26 protein-coding genes are annotated in these 25,027 nt (G+C 45.4%); 13 read left to right on the forward strand and 13 right to left on the reverse strand.

The window, feature by feature from the left end; translation table 11 throughout:
- Positions 1 to 78 precede the first annotated feature (78 nt).
- From JQC93_RS01885 to JQC93_RS01900, 4 genes are all read right to left on the reverse strand, one after another.
- Positions 79 to 1,176, reverse strand: coding sequence for an ABC transporter ATP-binding protein (locus JQC93_RS01885; RefSeq protein ID WP_205156769.1), 1,098 nt, complete (start codon positions 1,174 to 1,176; stop codon positions 79 to 81).
- Positions 1,177 to 1,213: 37 nt separating this feature from the next.
- Positions 1,214 to 2,389 (reverse strand): carbohydrate ABC transporter permease, encoded by a 1,176-nt coding sequence (locus tag JQC93_RS01890; RefSeq protein WP_205156770.1) that lies wholly within the window; start codon positions 2,387 to 2,389, stop codon positions 1,214 to 1,216.
- A complete protein-coding gene (locus JQC93_RS01895; RefSeq protein WP_205156771.1) occupies positions 2,389 to 3,399 on the reverse strand; it encodes a carbohydrate ABC transporter permease in 1,011 nt (336 codons plus the stop codon). Before JQC93_RS01895 ends, JQC93_RS01890 begins: the two co-directional genes overlap by 1 nt.
- A gap of 91 nt (positions 3,400 to 3,490) precedes the next feature.
- Positions 3,491 to 4,843 (reverse strand): ABC transporter substrate-binding protein, encoded by a 1,353-nt coding sequence (locus JQC93_RS01900; protein WP_205156772.1) that lies wholly within the window; start codon positions 4,841 to 4,843, stop codon positions 3,491 to 3,493.
- Positions 4,844 to 5,115: 272 nt separating this feature from the next.
- On the opposite strand from JQC93_RS01900, the gene JQC93_RS01905 reads away from it, so the two are divergent.
- Positions 5,116 to 6,825: a glycoside hydrolase family 13 protein gene (locus JQC93_RS01905; RefSeq protein ID WP_328832958.1), complete on the forward strand. Its 1,710-nt coding sequence runs from the start codon at positions 5,116 to 5,118 to the stop codon at positions 6,823 to 6,825.
- Here JQC93_RS01905 and JQC93_RS01910 read toward each other — a convergent pair.
- Complete coding sequence (locus JQC93_RS01910) at positions 6,822 to 7,646, reverse strand: LysR family transcriptional regulator (RefSeq protein WP_205156773.1); 825 nt, start codon at positions 7,644 to 7,646, stop codon at positions 6,822 to 6,824. The two genes, JQC93_RS01905 and JQC93_RS01910, sit on opposite strands and share 4 nt — an antisense overlap.
- A 253-nt stretch (positions 7,647 to 7,899) precedes the next feature.
- Between JQC93_RS01910 and JQC93_RS01915 the strand changes: the two genes are divergently transcribed.
- On the forward strand, positions 7,900 to 9,552 hold the full coding sequence (locus tag JQC93_RS01915; RefSeq protein ID WP_205157359.1) for an AMP-binding protein: 1,653 nt from the start codon (positions 7,900 to 7,902) through the stop codon (positions 9,550 to 9,552).
- A gap of 156 nt (positions 9,553 to 9,708) precedes the next feature.
- Here JQC93_RS01915 and JQC93_RS01920 read toward each other — a convergent pair whose 3' ends face one another.
- Positions 9,709 to 10,182, reverse strand: a complete 474-nt coding sequence (locus JQC93_RS01920; protein ID WP_205156774.1) for a L,D-transpeptidase family protein — start codon at positions 10,180 to 10,182, stop codon at positions 9,709 to 9,711.
- Between the two features lie 209 nt (positions 10,183 to 10,391).
- Here JQC93_RS01920 and JQC93_RS01925 point away from each other — a divergent pair, with 209 nt between their 5' ends.
- Genes JQC93_RS01925 through JQC93_RS01935 form a run of 3 tightly spaced genes read left to right on the forward strand, consistent with a single transcriptional unit; the run spans position 10,392 to position 12,466 of the window.
- The gene (locus JQC93_RS01925; RefSeq protein WP_205156775.1) at positions 10,392 to 11,270 is read left to right on the forward strand and encodes a LysR family transcriptional regulator; all 879 of its coding nucleotides are present in this window, start codon (positions 10,392 to 10,394) and stop codon (positions 11,268 to 11,270) included.
- Between the two features lie 38 nt (positions 11,271 to 11,308).
- Complete coding sequence (locus JQC93_RS01930; protein ID WP_205156776.1) at positions 11,309 to 11,842, forward strand: GNAT family N-acetyltransferase; 534 nt, start codon at positions 11,309 to 11,311, stop codon at positions 11,840 to 11,842.
- 9 nt (positions 11,843 to 11,851) lie between these two features.
- Entirely contained in the window at positions 11,852 to 12,466 is a 615-nt protein-coding gene (locus JQC93_RS01935; protein WP_205156777.1) for an alpha-ketoglutarate-dependent dioxygenase AlkB family protein, read from the forward strand.
- Here the strand turns inward: JQC93_RS01935 and JQC93_RS01940 are convergent.
- Complete coding sequence (locus tag JQC93_RS01940) at positions 12,463 to 13,275, reverse strand: glycerophosphodiester phosphodiesterase family protein (protein WP_236009244.1); 813 nt, start codon at positions 13,273 to 13,275, stop codon at positions 12,463 to 12,465. The two genes, JQC93_RS01935 and JQC93_RS01940, sit on opposite strands and share 4 nt — an antisense overlap.
- 83 nt (positions 13,276 to 13,358) lie before the next feature.
- Entirely contained in the window at positions 13,359 to 14,291 is a 933-nt protein-coding gene (locus JQC93_RS01945) for a LysR family transcriptional regulator (protein ID WP_205156778.1), read from the reverse strand.
- 89 nt (positions 14,292 to 14,380) lie between these two features.
- On the opposite strand from JQC93_RS01945, the gene chrA reads away from it, so the two are divergent.
- Positions 14,381 to 15,526, forward strand: a complete 1,146-nt coding sequence (gene chrA, locus JQC93_RS01950) for a chromate efflux transporter (RefSeq protein WP_205156779.1) — start codon at positions 14,381 to 14,383, stop codon at positions 15,524 to 15,526.
- Positions 15,527 to 15,572: 46 nt separating this feature from the next.
- Here chrA and JQC93_RS01955 read toward each other — a convergent pair whose 3' ends face one another.
- The 3 genes from JQC93_RS01955 to JQC93_RS01965 are packed head-to-tail and all read right to left on the reverse strand — an operon-like array spanning position 15,573 to position 16,815.
- Positions 15,573 to 16,001 carry a GNAT family N-acetyltransferase gene (locus JQC93_RS01955; protein ID WP_205156780.1) on the reverse strand — a complete coding sequence of 143 codons (429 nt, stop codon included), beginning with the start codon at positions 15,999 to 16,001 and terminating at the stop codon, positions 15,573 to 15,575.
- A complete protein-coding gene (locus JQC93_RS01960; protein ID WP_205156781.1) occupies positions 15,998 to 16,372 on the reverse strand; it encodes a VOC family protein in 375 nt (124 codons plus the stop codon). Before JQC93_RS01960 ends, JQC93_RS01955 begins: the two co-directional genes overlap by 4 nt.
- A gap of 8 nt (positions 16,373 to 16,380) precedes the next feature.
- The gene (locus JQC93_RS01965; protein ID WP_205156782.1) at positions 16,381 to 16,815 is read right to left on the reverse strand and encodes an Mpo1 family 2-hydroxy fatty acid dioxygenase; all 435 of its coding nucleotides are present in this window, start codon (positions 16,813 to 16,815) and stop codon (positions 16,381 to 16,383) included.
- A 186-nt stretch (positions 16,816 to 17,001) separates the two neighbouring features.
- On the opposite strand from JQC93_RS01965, the gene JQC93_RS01970 reads away from it, so the two are divergent.
- Both JQC93_RS01970 and JQC93_RS01975 read left to right on the forward strand, forming a co-directional pair.
- A complete protein-coding gene (locus tag JQC93_RS01970; RefSeq protein WP_205156783.1) occupies positions 17,002 to 17,436 on the forward strand; it encodes a VOC family protein in 435 nt (144 codons plus the stop codon).
- Positions 17,437 to 17,547: 111 nt separating this feature from the next.
- Entirely contained in the window at positions 17,548 to 18,402 is an 855-nt protein-coding gene (locus JQC93_RS01975; protein WP_205156784.1) for an alpha/beta hydrolase, read from the forward strand.
- 70 nt (positions 18,403 to 18,472) lie between these two features.
- Here JQC93_RS01975 and JQC93_RS01980 read toward each other — a convergent pair whose 3' ends face one another.
- The gene (locus tag JQC93_RS01980; protein ID WP_205156785.1) at positions 18,473 to 19,237 is read right to left on the reverse strand and encodes a sulfite exporter TauE/SafE family protein; all 765 of its coding nucleotides are present in this window, start codon (positions 19,235 to 19,237) and stop codon (positions 18,473 to 18,475) included.
- A 119-nt stretch (positions 19,238 to 19,356) separates the two neighbouring features.
- Here JQC93_RS01980 and JQC93_RS01985 point away from each other — a divergent pair, with 119 nt between their 5' ends.
- Together JQC93_RS01985 and JQC93_RS01990 are read left to right on the forward strand one after the other, a co-directional pair.
- Positions 19,357 to 20,214 carry an MBL fold metallo-hydrolase gene (locus JQC93_RS01985; protein WP_205156786.1) on the forward strand — a complete coding sequence of 286 codons (858 nt, stop codon included), beginning with the start codon at positions 19,357 to 19,359 and terminating at the stop codon, positions 20,212 to 20,214.
- Positions 20,215 to 20,252: 38 nt separating this feature from the next.
- A complete protein-coding gene (locus JQC93_RS01990) occupies positions 20,253 to 20,585 on the forward strand; it encodes a TIGR01244 family sulfur transferase (protein WP_205156787.1) in 333 nt (110 codons plus the stop codon).
- Positions 20,586 to 20,702: 117 nt separating this feature from the next.
- Here JQC93_RS01990 and JQC93_RS01995 read toward each other — a convergent pair whose 3' ends face one another.
- Positions 20,703 to 21,299, reverse strand: coding sequence for a TetR/AcrR family transcriptional regulator (locus JQC93_RS01995; protein WP_236009328.1), 597 nt, complete (start codon positions 21,297 to 21,299; stop codon positions 20,703 to 20,705).
- A gap of 129 nt (positions 21,300 to 21,428) precedes the next feature.
- Between JQC93_RS01995 and JQC93_RS02000 the strand changes: the two genes are divergently transcribed.
- The 3 genes from JQC93_RS02000 (at position 21,429) to JQC93_RS02010 (ending at position 24,957) form a co-directional block, all read left to right on the forward strand.
- Positions 21,429 to 22,583, forward strand: a complete 1,155-nt coding sequence (locus JQC93_RS02000) for a patatin-like phospholipase family protein (protein ID WP_205156789.1) — start codon at positions 21,429 to 21,431, stop codon at positions 22,581 to 22,583.
- A gap of 89 nt (positions 22,584 to 22,672) precedes the next feature.
- A complete protein-coding gene (locus JQC93_RS02005; RefSeq protein ID WP_205156790.1) occupies positions 22,673 to 23,602 on the forward strand; it encodes an SRPBCC family protein in 930 nt (309 codons plus the stop codon).
- A gap of 194 nt (positions 23,603 to 23,796) precedes the next feature.
- Complete coding sequence (locus JQC93_RS02010) at positions 23,797 to 24,957, forward strand: GNAT family N-acetyltransferase (RefSeq protein WP_205156791.1); 1,161 nt, start codon at positions 23,797 to 23,799, stop codon at positions 24,955 to 24,957.
- Positions 24,958 to 25,027 lie beyond the last annotated feature (70 nt).

A 25,027-nucleotide genomic window follows, 5' to 3' on the forward strand; every position in this document is an offset into this window, starting at 1 on the left:
CCCCCTAACTCTGAAAACCCAACTTGAGTATGGTTCAGGGATCAGAGGGCTGTTGTGATAACCATCATATTGCTGTGGTTATTTTGCTAAGTGTTTGAGTGATATTCCTTTTTCGTCAAACAAGTGGACTTTTTCTAAGTCAGCCGTTAAGTGGATGGTCTCACCCTTATGGAAATCGTAAATACCAGGCAACTTCGCAATGATAGCTTGTTCAACACCTTCAACGTTGATGTGCAAAAGCGTGACTTCACCGAGCGATTCGACAAACATAACTTCACCGCTGATCATGGCACTTTGTTCACCCGCCAATTGATAATCTTCTGGGCGCACGCCAAGACTCAAAGGCTGACCAATCATACCCGTTTGCGACTGAATTGGTATGGTTACGTCCAATCCGCTGGGCGCTTTCACCTGCGTAGTGTCGCCACTTTTCAGACATTGGCAGCTAACGATATTCATCGATGGAGAGCCAATAAATTGCGCAACAAAGACGTTTGCAGGACTTGTATACAGCTCGAGTGGGGTACCGACTTGTTCGATAATGCCTGCCGAAAGGACAACGATTCGGTCAGCGAGAGTCATAGCTTCAACCTGATCATGGGTTACATAAATCATAGTGGTCTGCGGCAACTGCTCGTTAAGGTTAGCGATTTCGATTCGAGTTTGTACCCGAAGCGCGGCATCCAAGTTAGACAAAGGTTCATCAAACAAGAACACTTTTGGCTGCCTGACAATAGCTCGGCCTATAGCGACGCGCTGTCTTTGACCGCCTGATAGGGCTTTTGGTAGCCTATCTAAATAGGGCTCTAATTGCAGCATTCTGGCGGCATCCATGACGCGTTCATGGATGGTCTCTTTGTCTTGCTTGGCAATCCGCATGGCAAATGCCATGTTGTCATAGACGGTCATGTGCGGGTAGAGAGCGTAGGTTTGGAATACCATGGCGATGCCACGCATTGCCGCTGGCATATCATTGACCTGTGCCGACTCAATAAACATGTCACCAGAGGTGATGTCTTCAAGCCCCGCAATCATTCTGAGCAGAGTGGACTTACCGCAGCCAGAAGGTCCAACAAAGACAACAAACTCACCTTGTTCGATGTCCAAATCAACCCCATGGATAACCTCGGTTTTTCCGTAGGCCTTTTTAATATTTTTTAGACTTAATCCTGTCATAGGTTGTTCTCTTTAATCAGGTACAACGAAAAAGTGTCTATTTCACAGAGCCAGCGAGCAGCCCTCTAACGAGGTAGCGCTGTAGTGTGAAGAAGACTAATAAAGGTACGGCTATCGACACAAACGCCGATGCGGTCAAGATTTCCCAGTTACCACCACGCGAACCGAGTAACTCTCTTAGACGAGCGGTTAACACCATATGCTCTTCTCCGGTTCCCAAGAATACCGTAGCGACTAACAGATCGTTCCAAACCCACAAGAACTGGAATATGCCGAACGATGCCAAAGCAGGGAACGATAGCGGCAATACAATCCTCATAAATATTTCGAAGTCTGTTGCACCATCAACTTTGGCCGACTCAATGATCTCTCGCGGTAAACTGGAAATGTAGTTGCGTAACAGATATATGGCTAAGGGTAAGCCAAACCCTGTATGCGCGAGCCATATCCCGAGATAAGTCTTGGCCCCTACACCGAATACGGCGCCAATGTCGTTGTATAACCTCAACAGCGGTATGAGCGACATTTGTAGTGGCACCACCAGCAAACCAACCACAACCGCCAGCAATAGGCTACGACCTGGCATCTTCATCCACGACAACGCATAGGCTGCGTAGGCCGCAATTAAGATGGGTATAACAGTCGCAGGAATGGTCACGGTCAACGAGTTGATGAATGAACGGCCAATCCCCTCTGAAGTAAGTACCTCGCGGTAGTTATCCAAACCAAATTTTGGTGGAACGACCGCGGTATAGAATACTCGCTTACCTCGAGAGCCAGTAAAGGGCTCCTCTTGGATCATTTGATAGTGCCCGTCTTCAGTCACGGTAAGTGTGCCATTTTTCATCTCCGCAGTTTCACCCGGTAGAAACTTATTGGGTTCACGAGACGAAAAGCCAAACGCCATCACTTCAGTAGGCTTATCTGCGACAAGTAATTGCCCTTCTAATATAAATTTCCCATCCATTTCACGCTGTTGGTCTGGGTCTTCGGTACGCGCCACTAAGTTCTGCTCGGAAGCACTTAAGCTGGTCCACCAGCCAGAAAGTGCAAGTTGATCTTTGTCTCTAAATGACGAAATGAACAAGCCAGCGGTGGGTAGAGTCCACATTATGACGATGAGCAATACCGACACATGAACCAGTATGGTGAGTGGCGAGCGCCGCATAGCACTAAAACTAAAACTCGCTGCTTTTGGAGTCACTGAGCTCATTATCTATCCTCCATTTCAGCGCTTGCATTGCGCATGTTCCAAACCATCACAGGGATAACGGCAATCATGATGATGACGGCAATCGCTGCGCCACGTCCAAAGTCACCACCACCTCTAAACATCCAATCAAACATCATGTTGGCGAGAACCTGAGTGCTCCACTGACCATTGGTCATGGCCAGCACTATATCGAATACCTTGAGAACTAAAATCGTAATCGTGGTCCATACCACAGCAATGGTGCCCCAAATTTGCGGGATAAGAATTTTAAAGAAAATCTGCACACCATTGGCGCCATCAAGGACAGCCGCTTCGACGGTTTCCTCAGGGATCCCGCGTAGAGCCGCAGACAAAATCACCATTGCAAAACCAGTCTGGATCCAAATTAAAATCACCATCAAGAAGAAATTGTTCCAAAACGGAATGGTGATCCATGCTTGAGGAGCAAAACCTAAAAACTCGACGAAGGCGTTGAGTAGACCAATTTGCTCAGAGCCTGGCCCTCGGTAGTCGTAGATGAATTTCCAGATGATGGATGCACCGATAAACGAGATGGCCATCGGCATGAAAATAAGACTCTTGGCAATGTTGCCCCAGCTGACTTTATCGGTCAGTGCGGCGATCACAAGCCCAAAGAAGGTGGAGGCGGCAGGTACAACCAACAGCCACAGTAAGTTATTAACCAAAGACTCTTGAAACTCAGGGTTTTGAAACAGCCATGTGTAATTCGAGAGTCCAACGAATTGGTCACCATTGCGGTCATGCAATGATAAGTAAAACGATTCAAATACGGGGTAAATCAAGTAAAGGGTTAGAAAGGCCAGTGCTGGAAAGAGAAACAACCAAGGTCTAATAGCCGCCGCGCGGCGAATATTCTTGGCCATCTTTGCATTGGCGACGTTACGTGTTGGGAAGAATACAGTCAGTAGCCAGTTGGAAAAAACATAGTAAAACGCACAGGTCGCGACACCTATGACCATAATAATCAGTGATGAATAGAGTTGCTCCATCGTGACCTCGCGTTATTCGTTAGTTATTGACGAGCTGATTAATCAAGAAAGGCTCCTTTCTCATATCAAAAGGAGCCTATTGTCGATGGAATTACTTCAGTGCATCCCATGTTTTCTGGATTTCATCGGCCACTTGTTTAGCAGGTTTACCACCACTGTAGTCCACCATGCCTGTCCAGAATGCGCCTGCGCCAATTTTACCTGGCATTAGGTCTGAACCGTCAAAGCGGAATGTGGTTGCATCAAGTAAGATAGCCCCTTGTTTCTTAAGCGTATCGTTACCGTAAGCGTCCATGTTCACGCCTTTGTACGGAGTTAAGAAGCCCGATTGAGCCATCCATACTTCGTGCGCGATAGGCGATTTCAAGAATTCCATAAAGGCGCGAGCACCTTTCGAATCTTTAGTAATACTAAACATGGTACCAGCACCTAATACTGGTTTACCTAGGTCCTTAGATTCGTACGCAGGGAAGTAGAAGAAATCCGCGTCTAGGCCTAGCTCAGTACCTTCTGGGAAGAAGCTAGGAATGAATGACGCTTGACGGTGCATGTAACACTTCGCAGGTGACGTAAACATTCCTTTAGGAGAATCACGGAAGTCGGTTGCCGCAACAGCGCGAGAACCGCCGTCTACAAATTTGTCGTTTAGTACAAACCAACCAAACTCGTCGATAGCTTCAACCACTTTAGGATCGTTAAATTTAAGTTCGTTGGTGGTCCACTTATCATAGTCTTGTGGAGACTGTGTGCGAAGCATGAGATCTTCAACCCAGTCGGTTGCAGGCCAACCTGTAGCACCACCTGAACCTAAACCTACACACCAAGGTGTTTCACCATCTGCGACCATTTGCTCAGTAAGTGCTTTAAGATCTTCTAGAGTCTCTGGTACTTCGTACCCGGCATCTTCAAAGTTCTCTGGTACATACCAAACGAGTGATTTTAGGTCGACTTTATAGAAGAAGCCGTACAGATCATCTTTCCCATCTTTACCTGCAAAAGTGCCAAGATCGACCCAAGATGAGCCAGCGGCGTAGTTAGCTTCAAGCCATGGTGCTGTTTCGTCGCTTAATGGCGTCAAGAATCCCTTTGACGCGAGATCAGCCGCAAGACCAGGCTGAGGGAAAATAGCAATGTTAGGTGCACTACCAGCTTGCACATCAATGGCAATTTGTTGCTCAAAGCTGTCAGAGCCGGAGTAATTTACGGTCGCGCCAGTAGCCGCCTCAAAATAGGCGATGACACTTTCAACTAAATCTTTATCGGCAGTTAGCCATGGTCCAAATACAGTGATGGTTTCACCTTTTAGATCCATTGCTTTTAGTTCTTCAAAACTTTGCCAATTAAAGCGATCGTCTTCACCAGGGGCAAACATAAGATCGGCAGCAAAGGTAGAGGTAGATGCTATAGCGAGTGCTACGGCTGTAGAGAGTAGGGTAGATTTCATCGTCAACTCCATGTAAGTGATGTTACATAAGTGCTAGGAATGCAAACTTCTGATTTGCTTAGTTATATACTTCCCTAATAACCATATACCCCTGTAAAAAGTTTGCTGTACAAAAAATACCGATGTGTGCGCGATCTCGCTTTTTGGCTGAAAAACAAACAATAATCTTGATGATAGTCAATTTTCCGCGCGTTTGGTGACCAATCTTTCTTACAGCGGCGTTTGAAAGCGCTAGACTAAAGCGCATATTCTCAACGCACAGCAGGTCCCGTATGAGCGAGCTAATTACTACAAAACAACAAGTTATGAGAAAGTGGTGGCATAACTCTGTGGTGTATCAAATTTATCCACGCAGTTTTAATGACAGTAACGGTGACGGTGTGGGTGATTTGAGAGGAATCATTCAAAAGTTGGATTATATCGCTCAACTTGGTGCGGATGTCATTTGGCTGAGCCCTGTGTATCAGTCGCCAATGGACGATAATGGTTATGACATTTCCGATTATTTAGCGATTTCTCCAGAGTTTGGCACGATGCAAGATATGGATGAGTTGATTGCACAGGCTAACTCTAGAGGCATCAAAATTGTCATGGATTTGGTGGCCAACCATACCTCCGACGAGCACCCTTGGTTTATCGAGTCCCAAAGCAGTAAGGATAACCCAAAGCGCGATTGGTATATCTGGAAAGATCCCAAAGAAGATGGCAGCGAGCCTAACAATTGGGAATCCTTTTTTAAACCTAAGGCATGGACCTATGACGAAGATTCTGGTCAGTATTATCTGCACCTTTTCTCCAATAAGCAGCCAGATCTTAACTGGGCAAATCCAGAAGTAAGAGAAGCTATTTATCAAATGATGCGCTTTTGGTTGGACAAAGGCGTAGGTGGCTTCCGAATGGACACCATCAATATGATCGGTAAACCTGCCGACTTCCCAGACGCAACAATTTTTGACTCGGGTGTAGCAGGTTGGGAACACTGGGCTAATAACGATCTTTGTCACCAATACCTACGTGAAATGAACCAGCAGGTATTGAAAGACTATGATGTGCTGACCGTTGGGGAAACGCCCTTTACTACCACGTTAGATGGTCGCTATTACTCGCACCCTGATCGTAAAGAAATCAGCATGATATTTCAGTTTGAACATGTAAGTATCGATCGTGAAGAGCACAACGCTGTCGCTAAGCCATTTGATCTCGTGCAGTACAAAGAAATCATGAGTCGCTGGCAAAATGACCTTTACCAAAAAGGCTGGAATTCGGTCTACTGGAGCAACCACGACCAACCTCGAACGGTCAGTCGCTATGGCAACGATAACGATCAATACCGTGTCATCAGTGCCAAAATGTTGGGCACGGTGCTGCATTTGATGAGTGGCACACCCTATGTCTATCAGGGTGAAGAGATAGGAATGACCAACAAACAATTTACCTCAATTGACGAGTTTAACGACTTAATGGCTAAGTTCCATTATCAGAAGCTGATGGACAAAGGGGTAAAACCGCAAGAAGCACTCGATTTTCTTAACCGATACTCACGCGACCATGCGCGCGTGCCGATGCAGTGGCAAGACTCTGAAAATGCAGGGTTCACTGACGGTAAGCCATGGCTGCCGCTGAACGATAACTACGCAACCATTAACGCTCAGCAAGCAGTAGGAGATCAACAGTCTATTTATCATCACTATCGCAAGCTGATTGAGCTGCGCAAAAGCGGTGAATATGGTGATGTGATTGTGTATGGACGCTATACGCTACTCGATCCTGATGACAGTGAAGTGTACGCCTATTTGCGTTGTTTCCACGGAAAACAGCTGTTGATCGTTGCCAATTTCAGCGAAGCGGTCGTTGAAAGGCAATATCAAGGCGAATTGGGGTTGGTCGTGTTGAATAACTATGACCTCGACCCGTCCAATTTATCGTCGATTACGCTGCAACCCTATCAAGCACTGGTGATTGAACTGAAAGGTGGTGACTAAGAAAAGCCGTCTTTCTCGTTCCAATCTTTAATGTAATCGAGCACTAGAGGCTCGATTATACTCATTAGCCAGAGGTTTTTGGGTGACTGTCGCTTGGTGGATTTCATGATAAGTGCAACATCGAGTGACAGTTTTACACCATCGATATCTTCAATTGTAGGCTGGTAGCGAAGGGTAAAACAGCTATCGAGTAATTGAGTCATTAAGTGGTGATTATCAATGATCAATGTTGCTTCAATGCTAGGATCAATCGTCTTGAAGTGATTACGGTACTCATTTACGGCGTTGACGATGTACTTTACGTATTCGCCTGAGCGATTGCCGTCAAAGACGCCAACGCCACTGTGCAACCGCTTTTGATATATGCTTTGCGGCTTGTCTCCTAATATGTGTAACCCCATATCAACGTCTCCCTGCTCGATAAGAGATTCGGTGACATTTGTCCAGGTTCTGATCTCTATAATCGCATCGGTTTGGGCGCGAATCGCTTGAATTAGCTTTTTACCAATGTGGGTGAGGTAAATGTCCACAATGTGTAATGTAACTTTATCGACTTGTTTTGGGTCGAAGACTTCCGGCGATAGAGCAACGCCAATTTGATCAAACGCTTCTTGCAATTTAGGCTCTATATTCATGGCGTAGGTTGTCGGCATTAGACCGTCCGCGCTTCTGATAAACAGCTGGTCGTCCAAACTCTCTCGGAGTTGAGCCAGTACTTTGGATACGTATGATTGAGAGCGACCCAGTCGCTGCGCCGTTCGTTTGGTTGAATGGGTTTGCATAAGTATCAAAAAAACTTGTAACGCATTGTAGTCTTTCATTTAAATCCAAAGTTAATAACCGTTTTGTTTACGATAGCGGTGGCATGGCATATTGTCCATAGTAACTGAAAGTGTGCACGTCGCTGGGAGGTCAAGCTGCGACTCGTCGCGGCAGGTAGTTGAACGAAAGTTACACGATCTGCTTGGAAAACTGGCAATTGATCGCAAATTTTCGCTCATTTGCGGTGGAACTACCTAGATATAGAGTATTCTATTGCACGAAAAAATGACTACCTGTTTTGGAATATACATGATCGAACAACTCTGGCTGAAAAGTTACCCGAAAGATGTCCCCGCAATGATCGACGCAGACAAATACCCAAATGCGCTGTCGATGTTCGATCGTAGCTTTGAAACCTATCCAGATAAGCCTGCCTTCGTCAATATGGGGCAGAGTTTGACCTATAAAGAGTTAAACGAAAAAAGTGATGCTTTTGCCGCTTATATGCAAAATGAATTGGGCATGAAAAAAGGTGAGCGCATTGCACTGATGATGCCAAACTTGCTGCAATACCCAATCTGTTTGATTGGCGCACTAAAAGCAGGTTTAGTCATCGTAAACGTGAATCCTCTATACACGCCAACAGAGCTACAGCATCAATTGCGTGACTCTGGTGCCAGCGCCATTGTTGCAGTAACTAACTTTGGCAACAATTTGCAAAAAGTGATCAGTAAAACCAGTTTGCGTCACGTGATACTCACCCACATCGGTGATGAGCTTGCACCCTACAAGCGTACGCTAGTGAACTTTGCTGTCAAATACATCAAAAAGATGGTGCCTGCGTATCACTTACCCAATGCGATCTCACTGAAAAAAGTGATCACTAACGGTAAAAAGCTTCCGTTTGAAGCGCCAGAACTGTCGGGTGATGACATCGCCTACTTGCAGTACACCGGTGGGACAACGGGCGTGGCAAAAGGTGCAGTATTAACTCACCGCAATATTGTTGCCAATGTCTTGCAAGTCGATGCGCACTTTTCTCCGCGTACGTTGCGCGACAAAGAACATGTAGTTACACCACTTCCTCTTTATCATATATTTGCTAACTCAGTCAGCATGATGCTGATGATGCACATGGGTGCAACCAACTTACTTATCACCAACCCTCGTGATTTGGACGGGTTTGTGAAAGATCTGAGCCGCTATCCATTTACCACGTTTTTTGGTTTAAACACTTTGCTTAATGGGCTCAATCGCCACGAAGGGTTCAAAAAACTAGATTTTAGCAGTGCAAATTTAACCATTGCTGGTGGTATGGCGACGCAACAACATGTTGCAGAAGAGTGGCAATCGATAACAGGAATGACCGTTGTAGAAGGTTATGGTCTGACAGAATGTTCTCCTGTAGTAGCAGGAGGTATCCACACTCAGCAGCACTTTAAACCGTCTATTGGCGTTCCGCTTCCAAGTACCGAGCTAAGAATTGTCGACGAATCAGGGGCTCCTATGCCAGTGGGCGGCATTGGCGAGATCCAGATTCGTGGTGACCAAGTGATGCAGGGCTATTGGAATCAAGAAGCAGAGACAAAGCAGGTATTGACTGAGGACGGTTGGTTTAGCTCAGGTGATATTGGCCGTATGGATGAAGAAGGGTTCTTTTTTATTGAAGACCGTAAGAAAGACATGATCTTGGTATCTGGCTTTAATGTTTTCCCAAGTGAAGTTGAATCAGTTGCTACGTTGCATCCACACATTGTTGAAGCCGGTGCGATTGGCGTGAGCGATGACGTAACAGGAGAGCGTGTAAAACTTGTGGTTGTGACTAATCAGCCAGTCAGCGTTGAGGAAGTGCGTAAACACTGTAAGAAGCACCTAACCAACTACAAAGTGCCAAAGGAAGTTGAATTTCGTGATGAGCTGCCAAAATCGGTGGTAGGTAAGATCTTACGTAAGGATCTGCGATAGTTTACTGAGTTACTGTGACGCTAATATAGAGCCATCAGGGATACTATATGACCAGATGCGGCTTGAAACTAATAGCACTTATGCGGTCTCACTCCAAATATAGGTCAGCTTAGGCTGGCCTTCTTTATTGGGCTAAATGTCGCTTGCGAGAAATGGTTACCAACGGATCTCAATAGGGGTGCCTATACTCACTAAACGCATGAACTCATCCATCTCACGGTTAGTAAGAGCGATGCACCCATCGGTCCAGTTAGCAGTTTGAGTAAATGACTCTAGGTGTTCAAAACCATTTTTTTGTCCATGCACCATAATGTGTCCACCGGGTGAAACCCCTCTATTTTTGGCAATGATCTTATCGTAATTGTTTGGATAGGAGATGCGCATTGCTCGATAAAACTCGGAGTCTTCCTTCTTAAGATCTAAGGTGTAATTACCCTCGGGAGTGCGTTGATCGCCAGCTTCTTGTTTATGGCCTTTAGGGTTTTGACCAAAAGCGACATGATACTCTTTGACGACTTGCCCATCGTAAATTAGAAACATACGATTTTGGGATTTGACCACTTTGACGAGGTCAACGCTGGCGTTGGCAAGTGGACTGATTAGAGCAATAAAGGCAATCAAAAATTTCATGATAGTAGCGGTAACGCGGTGTTCATTTGTGTCGGGATAATTGGCGAGATTTTAGCGACTTTAAAGGTATAGTGCACTGTTTTTACGTACGCTGTTCATAAAAAGTTGGTGCCATCAAATTATTGTTGCTAAATATTGCACTAGATCTCGTCGATTATTGCTATATTTGAACTTAAACGTCACTCAACCCATGAATGAGGCGGATAGCGATGCGCACACGCTCCGATGAACTGAATATCTTACTTACCGTTATCGATAGTGGAGGGTTTTCTGCCGCTGCCTCGATGCTAAATATTCAGGTTGCCAAAGTGTCCCGTACTGTCAGTAAAATTGAAAAACAGCTTGGGGTTACTTTGCTTAATCGAACCACTCGTCGAATTGAATTGACCGAAGAAGGGCGACAGTTTGCAGCGCAAATTAGACAAGGACTGTCGTACCTAGAGCAGGCAGAAGCAGAGATCGTTGAGCGTAAAAACCAGCCTAAAGGGCGTTTAAGAGTCGATGCGGCTAGCCCGTTTGTATTACATCAACTTGTGCCTCTAGTGGCCGAGTTTAACGCAGCTTATCCTGAGATAGAATTAGAATTAACCTCCAATGAAGGTATTGTCGATTTATTGGAAAAACGCACCGATATTGCTATCCGCATCGGCCAGTTGGACGATTCTACGCTTTACTCTACGTTGCTAGGCGAAAGCCCACTGTTTATTGTCGCCTCGCCCTCTTACTTGAAGATCAACGGCGTGCCAAAACAGGTAAGCGATCTGTCGCAGCACAAACTGCTTGGCTTTACCGAGAGTAAAACCTTAAACCAATGGCCATTGCCAATGGAAACGGTTGTGCCCAAATTGATGGTGAGCAATGGTGAAACCCTGCGTCAACTGGCATTAGCTGGCAATGGCATAGCGTGCCTTTCGGGTTTTATGGTTCACCAAGACATCGAGCAGGGCCGTCTAGTAAGCTTACTACACCCTTTCGTTATCAGTAATACAGGCCGAGAGCGCGTTAATGCGGTGTATTATAAGTCATCTACACTGTCTAAACGGATCACCGCGTTTATTGACTTTATTCGGCCTAGACTTTCTCTCTGATAGTATAATCAATGAAACAAATCCACTAAGGAGTGAGTATGGATTATTCTCACATTAGTCATCCAGACATTGAATCACTTAAGTCTCTATTTCTAGAGACCTTTACCGACTCAGAAAGTGCCGAAGAAGGGCAGGTCGTCAGCGGTTTAGTTGCCGCAATTCTCAGCACCACCGAACCGTCGTTGGTTGAAGTTTTTGGTGCAACAGAGTCCGAATTACAAGCGGCAATCATTTTGACTAAGCTCGAAACCTCGACTCAACAGAGTGCGTATCTGCTTTCTCCTGTTGCTGTAGCGACTAAGGCGCAAGGCCAAGGTGTGGGTCAGGCGTTGATTCAATTTGCACGTTCAGCATTGGCCGATCAGGGTGTTGAGCTTCTCTTTACTTATGGTGATCCTAGTTTTTATGGGAAAGTAGGTTTTGAGCAAATCGATAACAACAAGATTGTTGCACCTCAGCCCTTAAGTCACCCTATGGGTTGGCTTGGGCAAAGCTTGGCTGCTGAGAATATCGCCGACATGAGCATGACCCTAACGACAGTTGCAGCGTTTGATGACCCAAATCTCTGGTAACTATCCACAATGTATAACCTAAACAGTCCGTTAGCGTGGTTAACCTTGCCGAAACAGGTTGCTGATGAGAGTCGGTGTAGCATTGCTGTATTGCCTAATTTCATTTCTCCTACTGCCGCTAAGGCGCTGACGAACGAATGTATTGAGCAATTGGACTGGCAACAAAAGCAAATTAGGTTATTTGGTCGCTGGATAGATCAACCAAGGCTTATTTGTGGTTACGGTAGCCGCGCATATCGATATTCAGGCCTTACAATAGAGCCGCGCGAGCTACCTATATCGCTTGCTATGATGCGTCAGGCTGTATCGTCTGTGTGCGGAACAGACTTTAATAGTGTGTTGGGTAACTACTATCGCAATGGCGACGACTACATGGGTTGGCACCAAGACAACGAAGCCGCTTTGGGTGAGGAACCAACAATTGCTTCTGTCTCTTTAGGACAGCGCAGAAAGTTCGTGTTCAAACACAAGCTGACAAGTGCTAAACACGAGCTTTGGCTCGACTCTGGCAGCCTGCTAGTGATGGCGGGCGCTATTCAACATCACTGGATGCACGCCTTGCCAAAGACGAAAGTGGGTCAACAGTTGAGACTCAACTTTACGTTTAGAAATATCGTCGCCTAAGTAGTGCTATTGGTCATGGCTTTGGTTGGTTTGATACCTGCAAAGCGTTCTGGGTAGTCTGTAAAAATGCCATCAACTTGATCGAGGTGTTTAAACTTGTGCGGCTTATTTACGGTGTAACACCAAACTTTAACCCCTAGCTTTTTTAGTTTTGAAATCTGAGTTTCGGTCACCCAAAAATGATTCAAATGACAGCTGTATGCACCTAATTCTTCGATTAACTGAAGATGATCTTTGCCTAATCGATCAGCTAACACACCAATACACACGCTGCTTGACTGGCGACGAACTTCACGCAGTGCGGCTTGGCAGAAGCTAGAAATCACTACTTTGTCGCTCGAAAATTCGAAATGTTCAAGAGTACTGAGCAAGTTATCTACCACACTGTTAATGGTGTCATCAGACTGCTGTGTACGATCCAGTTTAATTTCTAAGTTGATGCCTAAATCGTACTGCTGAGCGAGGTGCAGTAACGCCTCTAGGGTTAGAATAGACTCACCTTCAAACTGAGGGCCTTTCCATAACCCGAAGTCTAACTCGTATAAATCCAACAAGGTATGTTCGTCGACACGACCTGTTCCATTGCTGCAGCGCTCTAAGGTGTGATCATGCGTGACCACCAAGGCACCTTCTTTTGTGGGTTGTACATCAACTTCGACCCAAGCGAGTCCTTCTTCTGCAGCTGCTTTAATGCTGCTTGCAGTATTTTCAGGATAGTGTCCAGAAAGTCCACGATGACCGACAACTAACAACGGAGAATGAATGGGCATTACACTAACTTCCAACATACTGGTAACAATTTCGCTCATCCTCGCACCTCTTGATAATTTTTCAAAGCTAAAATGTGTAAAATCTTCAGCTAAGTCTAAAAGTGCAATGTTTCAGTATTGGGTCAGTTTTTTTTAAATAACGTTAACAGCTCATAAGTTAGCCACTGCACCTTTTGCGTGGTGTGTTGGTGCTGCTCTGAAATAAGAGAAACGTCAAACCCATCCATTTCTATAGGTGGCTTGCAGTAACTTAACTGGTGATGCTGTTGAAGGGCTTTGGCCAACCGAGAAGGTAATGTAGCGATGATGCTGCGACCTTGTAACATTCGACTGATCGACATGAAGCTGGCAGAGGTCGTCGTTACTTGTCGAGTCAGCCCAAGGTCGTTCAATATCGTATCGACTTTGGTTGCTACGCTGCCGTCGGGGCTAACCAATGCATGCGGAAGTTGAGCAAACCCTGTGGCAGAAGTAAGCTGCTGGCGATCAACGATCGTCGAATCGAATAAAACAACATGGTCTTCAGTGTACAAAGTTTGGCGCTGGAAGCCTGTTGATGCTGGGGTGAAACCCACTATAGCGGCGTCAATACGTTGTTTATCAAATAGAGCCTGATAATTATCTCTATTGATTGTATGAAACAGGATTTGCGCCGAAGGAGCGAGTTGGCGCAAATGGTCGTAGATGGCTGGGGCAAATAGCCATTCAGCGTAATCGGTCAGCCCAATTTTGAACTGTCCATCAAATTGAGACGGAACAAATTGATGATTGTGAGATAACTCTTGGTCTATGTGGCTCAAAATGTCTTTAATCTTTGGAGCGAGCGTAACCGCGTATTCCGTTGGTAGCATTTGATGGCCGCGGCGATAGAAAAGAGGATCGTCAAATAACGTTCTGAGTTTTGCTAGGCTATGGCTCATGGCCGATTGGCTCACATGAGCTTGCTGTGCGGCCTGAGAGACGGATTGGCAGCCATACAAATAGTGAAACGCGATCAATAGGTTCAAATCAACATTTCGCCAGTTTCTAGATTCCACACTATCAATACTATTCATACTAATTATTATTACTATCAATTTGAGTCATTAATAATGTCAGCTTACTCTAGCCCCACACAAATTCAATAGTCAATTGATTAGTACCGATGTTTCAGATATTTAAGATATTTTTCTTTTTGGGGTGGGTCAGCTTTGGTGGGCCTGCCGCGCACATAGGGTATTTCCGCCAAGCTTTTGTAGAAAAACGTGGCTGGTTAACCGATAGTGATTACGCGCAAATCGTCGCGTTAAGCCAGTTTTTACCGGGGCCAGGATCAAGCCAAGTTGGTTTTGCGGTAGGTTACCACCGTGGTGGATTACCCGGTGCGATTGCGGCCTTTGTTGGTTTTACCTTACCGTCTGTTGCGATTATGGTAGCTCTTGCAACGGCAAGTGCCGAGCTTATGGGCGTGCCACTGTTTGAACAAGTTGTCCATGGACTTAAATTACTTGCCGTGGTGGTGGTCGCCGATGCGACATGGGGCATGTACAAAAACTTCTGTAAGCAAAACACCTCTATTGCTGTCGCCTTTGGCACCGCTATTGTGTTGCTTATCGCGCCGTCGTTAGTCAGTCAAATGTTGGTGCTCATCGTGGCGGCCTTAGTGGGCATGTCTGCGCTCTCGTCACCGGACAAAACAGCCCACGCGCCTATTAAGGTAAACCCTTGGCCGCTGGCAGTATTTGTGGGCCTCCTATTGGTGTTACCGCTTGTGAGCGCTGCATCCCAAAGCATCAACCTGTTTTCACAATTTTTTCAGGCAGGAAGCCTGGTATTTGGTGGTGGTCATGTGGTGCTCCCGCTACTACAAAATAGTTTGGGCGATGCGGTTGCAACCGAGACCTTCTTAACGGGCTACGCAGCGGCGCAAGCAGTACCAGGACCAATGTTTACGCTCGCGACTTTCTTAGGGTTTCATTTGTTGCCAAATAGCCCAATCGCAGGTGCATTGTTAGCAACGATTGCTATTTTTCTACCAGGGTTTTTGTTGCTGCTTGGTGTTTTGAGCCATTGGCAGCAGTTGGCTAAGCGGCCTAAGGTTGCTGGAGCGATTGCTGGAGTCAACGCAGCGGTTGTGGGATTACTTGCCGCTGCGCTGTATCAGCCAGTAGTGTCTAGCGCTGTATTCAGCGGGCTTGATATGGCTGCGGTTCTGCTTGGATTTTTCCTACTTAAACAGTTGAAGCTGCCGATTGTTGGGTTAGTGTCGTTGTTTATGTTGCTAGGGCCAGTACTGTCATTTGTGGCCTAATAGGAAGGAAAGATAGAAAAGCCGACACTACTGTGTCGGCTTTAGTCTATTTGGACGATAAATTTTTAATTAAAAAATACTTTTCGTGATTTTCGGGAAATTTTTCTAACGTCATCTGAGCGACATAACCGTGCTTTTCATAAAAAGGGCGTGCTTGAAAACTAAAGGTATCAAGTAATACAGAATGGCACCCTAATGATTGCGCGTAGCCTTCAATATTCGACAGCAATTTTGACCCTAAACCCTGATGCTTAAAATCGGGCGAGACCCACAAAAACTGGATCATCAGCCAATTGCCTCTAATTTCACCACACACGCCAGCAATTTTTTGATTAGCGTCGTCTGGGTGGTAGCAGTAGCAAGCAACGGGCTGCTCTCTCAAGTTTCCTAAATGGGGTTTATTATGTTCAACAAGCCCTAAACGAATCTCTTCGATATCTTGGGCACTTGGATTTAAATCTAATGTTATGTTCATGTGGCTCGATGTTGGTCAATGAGGATAGGGTTACCATCGGGATCAGTGAGCATTACGTGCGCGGGACCCGTGGCCGCCGCTGTAGTCGCATCTAACGCAACGCCGCGTTGAAGCAATAACTCTTCGATGGTTCGAATATCGTCAAAGGCATCGGTATCTTTACCATTGCTGTCCCAGCCAGGGTTAAAGGTGAGCATGTTTTTGTCGAACATGCCTTGGAATAGTCCAATGACGGTATCTCCATTCTTCAGAATAAGCCAGTTTTGGTCAATATCCCCGCCAAACACTTTGAACCCTAATTTTTGATAAAAATCAAAAGATTGATGAATATCTTTCACGTTGAGACTGACTGAAAATGCACCGAGATCCATAACAACACCTATACCTTCTGTTTAAACACCCAAATTGGCCCTATCAATAAGAATTGAACATCATCGAAAAAGGAGGGTTTTTTCCCTTCAATTTTGTGACCTATAAACTGAAAAATCCACAACACCACAAATAAACCGACTGACCAGTTGAAAATGTTGATCTGCTCTTGCAACACAAACACGATTCCAATGCACAGCAAGCTAAAACTTAGCATTGAGAGAAAAACACTCAATGACAGGCTCAAATAGAACGCCATAACAGGAAGCAGCACGATCCAAATCCAGTTTAAGCTCAGGCCAAAAAGTTCTAGAGGAGGGATTGAAAATATGAGGCCGACGATGGATAAGAAAATGCCGGGTACCGCTACTTTATGGATTTTCCGATTGGTGCCATTTTGGTGACTCTCACCATAGGCGTCTAGCCATTGCTGCAGCGTTCTCATAGTAACTCCTTGTAAAAAATGACAATAGACTGCTTGAGAGATTTATAACAGAAAACAACAGTCTACAAGAACAGGTTTGTTATCAAATTGTTAAGTTGGGCGGCCTGAATTAAAACATGCTATGGTTTGAGGTTGAGTCAGCCCTGCTAATAATGGGCCATATAAACATAGACGATAGGACATCTCATGGAAGGAAGAATCAGTATCATCACACTTGGCGTGAAGGATTTAGATCGTTCAATTAAGTTCTACAAAGAAGGGTTAGGTTTGGATACCTCTGCCGAATATGGCGCTGAGATCGCGTTCTTTAAAACCGCTGGAACCTGCTTAGCGCTGTATCCATTAGACAAACTTGCTGAAGAGTTTCCCGACAGAGCGGTGTCTATTGGCAATGCACAAGGTTCACCGGTTACTTTAGCCCACAATACGAGAAGCAAAGACGAAGTCGAGCTGGTGTTGGCTCAAGCGGAGGCGGCGGGTGGTACCATCATCAAGCCAGCACAGTTGGTTTTCTGGGGTGGGTTTAGTGGGTATTTTCAAGACCCTGATGGTCACTTGTGGGAAGTTGCATATGCGGACTCATGGCAGTTTAACGATGATGGCAGTTTGGTTATCGAGTAATTTTTCAGGGGTACTCGTTCATCAAATTAGATGTATGAGAAACAATCCATAAGTTGTTATTTTTGAGCAACAGTGGCATGTTGTGCCAAGGATCACATAAGAGCAGTACGGATGAGCGACAAAATCTACTTTAACACCTCGAATCGGTTTAACTTTAAAAAGCAATTGATCAATGCAACCACTCGGTTACATCATACCTTAGCCCCTAAACACGCTAAGAATACCGCCAGAAAATTGTTGTTAACCCCCGTTAGAGCCAAGCCGAAGAACGAATCACCACAAAACTTACAGGTTGCTTCAGTGCAGAGTAAGTACGGTGCTTTGACAACGTACACCTTGGGTCAAGGTCCAGTTTGGGTTCTGAATCACGGGTGGTCTGGCAGCGCGAGCCAGTTTTTTCCGCTGATGGAGCAGATTGCCAAAAGTGGCTTTACGGCAATGGCTTATGATCAGCCTGCTCATGGGCAAAGTGATGGAGCCTATGGGCACATTCCAGCTTTTGTACATGGACTGGAAACGATACTTGATAACGTAGATGAATTGGCTGGCGTGGTGTCTCATAGTATGGGGGCCGCGGCCACATTAGAATGTCGACATGCAAAAATGCAAAATGTCCCGTTACTGTTGGTTGCACCTGTTCTTAATTATCTAGAAAACCTATTTGGCAGTGTTGCCCGCTCAGGTTACTCAATTAAGCTATTTACCGCCGTGGTTGAAGAAATTGAAGCAGAATATAGCTATCCGCTGAATTCTATTGATCCGCAGGCACACCTAAAGCGTCGTGAGTCGCAAACCATTATTGTGCATGACGAAAAAGATCGTTTTGCCAGCCACAGCATTTCCGAACAAGCCAGTCAAAGCTCCAACAATGTCGAGCTAGTGACGACGCAAGGTAAAGGACATGGTCGCATCATGTCATGCCAAGAAACCTATGATGCATTCACACGTTTGATTCACAGCAATTGATAGGCGCAGACGCAACAAAAAATCCCTACCTAGTTTGACTAGATAGGGATTTTTTTATTTGAGGTAGTTGCTAGATGAGCGCAGGCACTGTCTGCCAACTTATGTAACCTGCCATTAGCACTAAGAAAATGCCAAAGCCAGTTTTTAGCGCTTGCTGTGGAATGCGTTGATTAAGCTGCGTTCCTACTTGGCTACCAACGATACCAATTATGGTCACCAATGCGATGACAGACCAATCCAAGTGCAGTTGATTAGCATCAAGGACTTGCTGATACTTAATAAAACCAGACAGTGATTTCATTGCAATGATGACAAGACTGGTGGCGACAGCGCGCTGCATGGTTAATCCGCCGAGGATGACAAGCGCGGGAACGATTAAAAACCCTCCTCCAACACCAACAAATCCAGTAACTGAGCCCACAAGAATACCGTCGAGGCCAATTTTTGCTATTGAGCGTTTTGTGTCGCCTTCGGATTCGCTCTGTAGTTTTGGTTGCAACATTTTGTAGGCGGCAATCACCATCACCCCAGCAAAGGCGATAAACTGCACATCACCATTAACAAACCCAGCTGCCCATGCTCCTAAATACGTCCCTATCATGCCAGGAACACCAAAGTAGAGCACACTGTGCCAATCGACCTGCTTACGTTTAATAAGCGGTAGAGAAGCGATAAAGCTGATTAAGCCCACAATGACTAGTGACCCCGCAATAGCCACTTTTTGCTCTTGGCCAACTAAATAGGCCAATACAGGCACTGTAACTATAGAGCCTCCCGATCCTAACAAGCCTAGAGTTATGCCAATGCTCATTGCTCCTGCGACTACATGAATCATCCCTGCCTCCTGTATTAAGTTTTTCTAAATTAGATGTTGCTAATATTTGATTTTTATCTTACGCTATTTTCATTGATTAGCAAACGCTAATTTAGATTAATTCAATGAAAGGAAGTGTTATGAAGATTGAAACGTTTTTCCATGAAGGATCCTCAACTTATACTCATGTGATTATCGATCCAGAGACGCAGCATTGTGCCATTGTTGATCCTGTCCTTGATTACGACCCTAAGTCTGGTCGAAGTAGCACTCAATCTGCAGATGCAGTGATCGATTACATTAATGGCCATCAGCTTAGGGTTGACTGGATATTGGAGACGCATGTTCATGCCGATCACCTTTCTTCGGCACCCTACCTAAAATCAAAATTGGGTGGCAAAGTCGCTATTGGCTCTAAAATCAATCAGGTTCAAGCGGTGTTCAAAGGCGTATTTAATGCTGAACCCGAGTTTGCAACAGACGGCAGCCAGTTTGATCATCTGTTTGATGATAACGAAACCTTCAATATAGGGTCGCTAACCGCAAAAGCTTGGCACACACCAGGCCACACACCTGCTTGCGCAACTTACATTGTAGAAGAGGAAGCAGCGTTTGTGGGGGATACGATTTTTATGCCCGATATGGGGACGGCGCGTTGTGATTTCCCTGGTGGCAGTGCGGAAGAGCTGTTCCAGTCTATTGGCAAAATTTTATCGCTACCCGAGCAGACTCAACTGTATATGTGCCACGACTATGCACCAGGTGGCCGTGAACATCAGTTTGTTACAACCGTAGGTGAGGAAAAAGCACGCAATATCCACGTTGCCAATGGGACAGCAGAAAGTGATTTTGTTGCTATGCGTAGCGAGCGCGATGCCACATTGGCTATGCCAGTTCTTTTATTACCATCGGTCCAGATCAATATGCGAGCAGGTGAGACACCTCCAGCAGAAGATAATGGTGTAAGCTATCTAAAGATTCCACTTAATGCCCTGTAAAATTGCAGTACATTATTTGAACAAGCAGGAGAACATGGATGAACATTACTAAACTAGCAGAAAACTATTCCGTCAGCCCACAAATTGCGGTGCAGGATATTGCGACGATAAAAGAGATGGGCTTTGACGGTATCGTGTGTAATCGCCCCAATGGGGAAGAGCCGGGGCAGCCGCTATTTGATGAACTTATGTTAGAGGCGGCTAACCAAGGTATAGACATCGTCGCTATCCCAATGAATGGCCCAGAGGTCACTATGCCAATGGTCGAACAGTTCAATCAATTTATGCAGCAGCACCAGCGAGTATTTGCCTTCTGCCGAACAGGTAATCGCTCGTCGATTATTTGGAAAGCGGCTTTAGCGGTAAATTAATCGGCATTGTTGTTCATTCATTTTGAAGAGGTTTACCGGTGTAAACCTCTTTGAAGAATGATTATCGCCTAATTGCCTAATTGCCTAATTGCCTAATTGCCTAATTGCCTAATTGCATTAGCGACTATGTGCAGATTCGAAACTATCACAGGCAAATCGTATAGCCTTGTTTAGCTCGGCTCTAGTGACTGGCTTTTGGTGAGTCATTAACGATGGCCAATAGCACGTCCCCTTTATTGAACCGATCAACTGCTCAATGGCCAGTAACGGCTCCGACAATGAGAGTTTGTTTTGCTCGACGCCTTGTTTGGCCCAATGCCGCAGTCCATACCCACCTTCAATCGTTTGCAGTTGCGCTAACGCAATTTCTGCAAATCGTTTCTGTCTCATGCACTCGACGCTGACCAGCCGCGATAGCTGGATAAACTGTGGCTCCAACAAATACGACATGCGTTCACTCAAAATCGCAAACAGCTGATCTGAGATGGACGTGCTTTGGTCAAAATCGACGGGCAAATGCTGATCAAAATTGCTCATCAGTGATTCGACAATTGTTTCAAATAGCTTATCTTTGGTTGGGAAGTATTTATACAGAGTTCGCTTAGACACTTGAGCAAGCTTTGCAATGCCATCCATGCTCGCTTGATCGAATCCTTTTTCCGAAAATAGCGTCATGGCAGCATTGAAGATATCGTGTTGTTTTGCTTCTCTCATTTTGCTCAAGTTAGATGCCTCTCAAAATTGTCAACAATTCGCTCTACAAGCTTTACTGACGGGAATTCTAAAGTGTACACTATCGTTTACTTTAGAGTCGAATACTAATTATAAATAGGCAGTTACCCAATGGATCAACACATTAAATACGCACTCGCCGTTCAAGGTGGCGGTCAAAAAGGTGCTTTTGCATCTGGGGTATTAGATAAGTTTAAAAAAGAGAACTTTGACCCATTTTCGTTGTATTTAGGCACTAGCGCAGGCGCACTTAATGTTGCCGCATTTGTGGCAGGGCAGCCTGGACTAGGCCTCGACTTCATTCTTAATTACACCACACGCGAGCGCTTCTTTGACTTCAATAAGTTTGTGAAAAAAGAACAGCCGATGGATCTTGATTGGGCGTTTGAGTTTGTAAATAGCGGCGACTTTCCATTAGACATCGAAAAGGGTCGACGTCACCTTGGAGGTGACCGTGAGGCACTCGCGTGCATTACCAATGTTGATGAGGTGAAGGACTACTATTACCCGATTTTTTCGGAGGATTGGTTTGATGTGTTGCGAGCGACCTGCGCGATTCCTATGCTTTACTTCCGAGACGTCGAATTTGATGGCGCCAAATGGGTAGATGGTGGCGTGACCGCGACTATTCCGGTCGAAGAAGCGTATCGAAGAGGCTTCAAAAACATTGTCGTTATTTCCACAGAGCCTATGTCACAGCAGTCTGCTGCAGATCAAATTACGGTTGCGACTCCTCGGGTTGAAGAGGCGGACAAAGAGCAGGGGATAGGTCGTTTTCGTCAAGAGCTAGAAGAAGGCCTTGCCCCGTATGTCGACAAATATAAACTGCACGGTCATCGTGATAAATTGCTCGACTTTCAAAAGCAATTTTCAAAAAAGATAGAAGAACTTAGCCACGAGATTAAGTTGCCTAACTTTGACTCTGTGGCCCCAGAGTGGTTGCCCGATAAAGACACGCTAACTCAATTAGTTGCTCAGCAGCAGCAGCGGTTGATGCAAACATCTACCGGCAATAAAAATATGGATATGCTTGTGCAACATTACGTGAGTCACAACGCTGTGCGTCAATTCATTCAGACTCCTCCAGAAGGAGTCACATTGCACGAGATTTCGCCGACGGTACCACTAAAAAGCAAAGGCTTGATGAGCAGCAAATCGGACATTCTGCATGATTATGAGTTGGGCTTGCTAGCTGGAACTGAGTTTCTTGAAGCGTTTCATCAAGAGCAATCTAAGAACAAGCTTGAGCAGACTCAGTCATCATAATATGTGCGCCATGAGCGTCTATACTTTCTGTTACAGAGCTACGCGCCGAAGTGAAAACAAGGTTAAGAAACAAAGAATAAGGAAGTTCGATGCTAAAGTACCAAGTTAAAAAGTCCATTGTTATCGATGCAGAGCCCGAGCAGGTTCAACAGTTTGTTGCAGATTTCACCCAGTGGCCAAGTTGGTCGCCATGGTTAATCACAGAGCCAGATTGCCCGTTAGTGTATAGCGGAGATCAAGGCAGTGAAGGAGCCAGTTACACATGGGATGGAGAGATAGTAGGCTCTGGCGAAATGCAGTTGGTCGAGGTCAAGCCTGGCACACTTAACATGGATTTAAGGTTTCTTCGTCCTTTTAAATCGCAAGCTAAAGTGGGTTTTGAATTCGACGCAGTGGATGGCGGTTGTAAAGTGTCGTGGATCATGGACAGCCAAGTTCCTTGGTTTTTGTTCTTCTTAAAAAACTTGTTTAAGAACATGATTGGCATGGATTACGACCGTGGTCTGGGAATGCTTAAGGCGAAAATTGAGACTGGTAAGGTGGAGAGTAAGCTGAGTTTACTCGGTGATCTTACAATAGATGCGACGCACTATGTCTCTTTACGCGGCGGGGCAACCATTGAACAAATGAAAGAGGTGATGCCAGGTCATATCGACTCGCTAACTCAACTGATAACCGAGCAAAAAGTGGTGCCGAATGGCCCATTGTTTGCGCTTTATACCAAAATGGACATGAACACCAGTTACTCCGAGTTCGAAACCTGTTTGCCAATCGAATCCGCTGTTGATCTTCCAGAGCCATTTTTAGTTAAACAGCTTCCTACCACACAGGCTTATGCGGTTGAGCATACAGGGTCGTACAATTATTTAGGTAATGCTTGGTCGATGGTGATGATGGCATCACGTCACTATAAGGTGAAAACATCTAAGGCCATTTTAGGCATGGAGCGATTTTTGGACTCGCCGCATACAGTGGCCGAAGGTGAACTGCGAACACAAGTGATGGTGTTTAAAAAATAGAGTTTGAGTAGTCTGGGAATTGGGCCAAAATATTTGGCCTTTTGCTTGTGCGTTTAAAATTTCCCTCACACTTTTGAGACGTGCACATTTTAAATCGCTATATGCGGCTTCAATTTGCTTGGTCTTATAAATGTTACAAGACTTCTGAGTCCGCTCTTTTACTCTATTCAATACGTGAATTATGAGTAGAGCTAATGGAACTGGCTTCACCACAAACTGACCTATCAACATCAATGACTATTGAACATATTGATACGCCCGACTTAACCCTCGTGCGGGAGTTGTGGTGCGAGCTCGAAAATCGAGCGCCAAGTAATGTGTTTTTAAGTTGGTTTTGGATAGGAACCTGGCTTGAGGTGTTCGTCACCGACTTTATTTTAGTGGTTGCAAAGAGCGAACACGGCGTGCCGATCGGTCTTGGCATCATTGTGAAAACCCCTTCGAGCTCGCATTTGCCAGGGTTTGAGGATTATCACCTCCATCGTACTGGCCAGCGAGATCTTGACCAGATTTGGATCGAGTACAACGACTACTTGCTGGATGCCGAGTTATCGGATCAGCTGAGACCACTGCTGAACCAGTACGTTATGGATAATGTGGTAAAGCGCGGTGGGTTTTCGATAGGCGTATCGAAACAGGAGGTACTTGCCCATTCTGGTCTTTCTAAGCACAGTCAGCGCACAATATGGAGCACGATGGCTTATAGAGTGAACCTCCATCGATATCAAAGCTTTTCTGAATATGAAAAACAGACCCTGTCAAAAAACGCCCGTTATCAAATTAGGCGAAGTAAAAAGCGCTACCAAGTGATGGGTGGGGTTAAGTTTACTCACTACAGCGCCGAACAAGTTGATCAGTTCTTTAAAGATTGCGCCCCGTATCATTTAGAGCGTTGGGGAAAAAGTAGTGGGTTCAATAACCCTAAGTTCTTGGATTTTCATCATCGCCTAGCGATGAAAGGCGTCCCACAAGGTATTGTTCAGCTAGTCAAAGTGTCGGCTGGTGAGCATCACCTTGGCTATATCTATAACTTTCACTTTAATGGATGTGCGTATTTTTATTTGAGTGCATTTGACTACACCTTTACCGACAAGCACCTAAAACCGGGTCTAGTCACCCACCATATGCTGATTGAAGCGGCCCAAAAAAGTGGCTTTGAGTATTACGACTTTATGGGGGGAGAGTTGCAATACAAGCGCACATTAAGCGACGAAGAGATGTCGCTGGAAATGCGTGTTTACCGAAACATCAATTTTGCCAATTCGATTAAGTTAGCCATTGATCATGCTGCTGTACTGCGTGATCGCTTAACACAATCCTCACCACCAACTCAAAGCCGCAAAAAGAAAAATTGAGGAAATCTTTTCTGCCATTTCGTACCCTTTTTTTTCCACCACTCTCCCCCTATACTCCCTCTCATCGCGC

Source organism: Vibrio ulleungensis, from assembly GCF_016900875.1.
Lineage (GTDB): Bacteria > Pseudomonadota > Gammaproteobacteria > Enterobacterales > Vibrionaceae > Vibrio > Vibrio ulleungensis.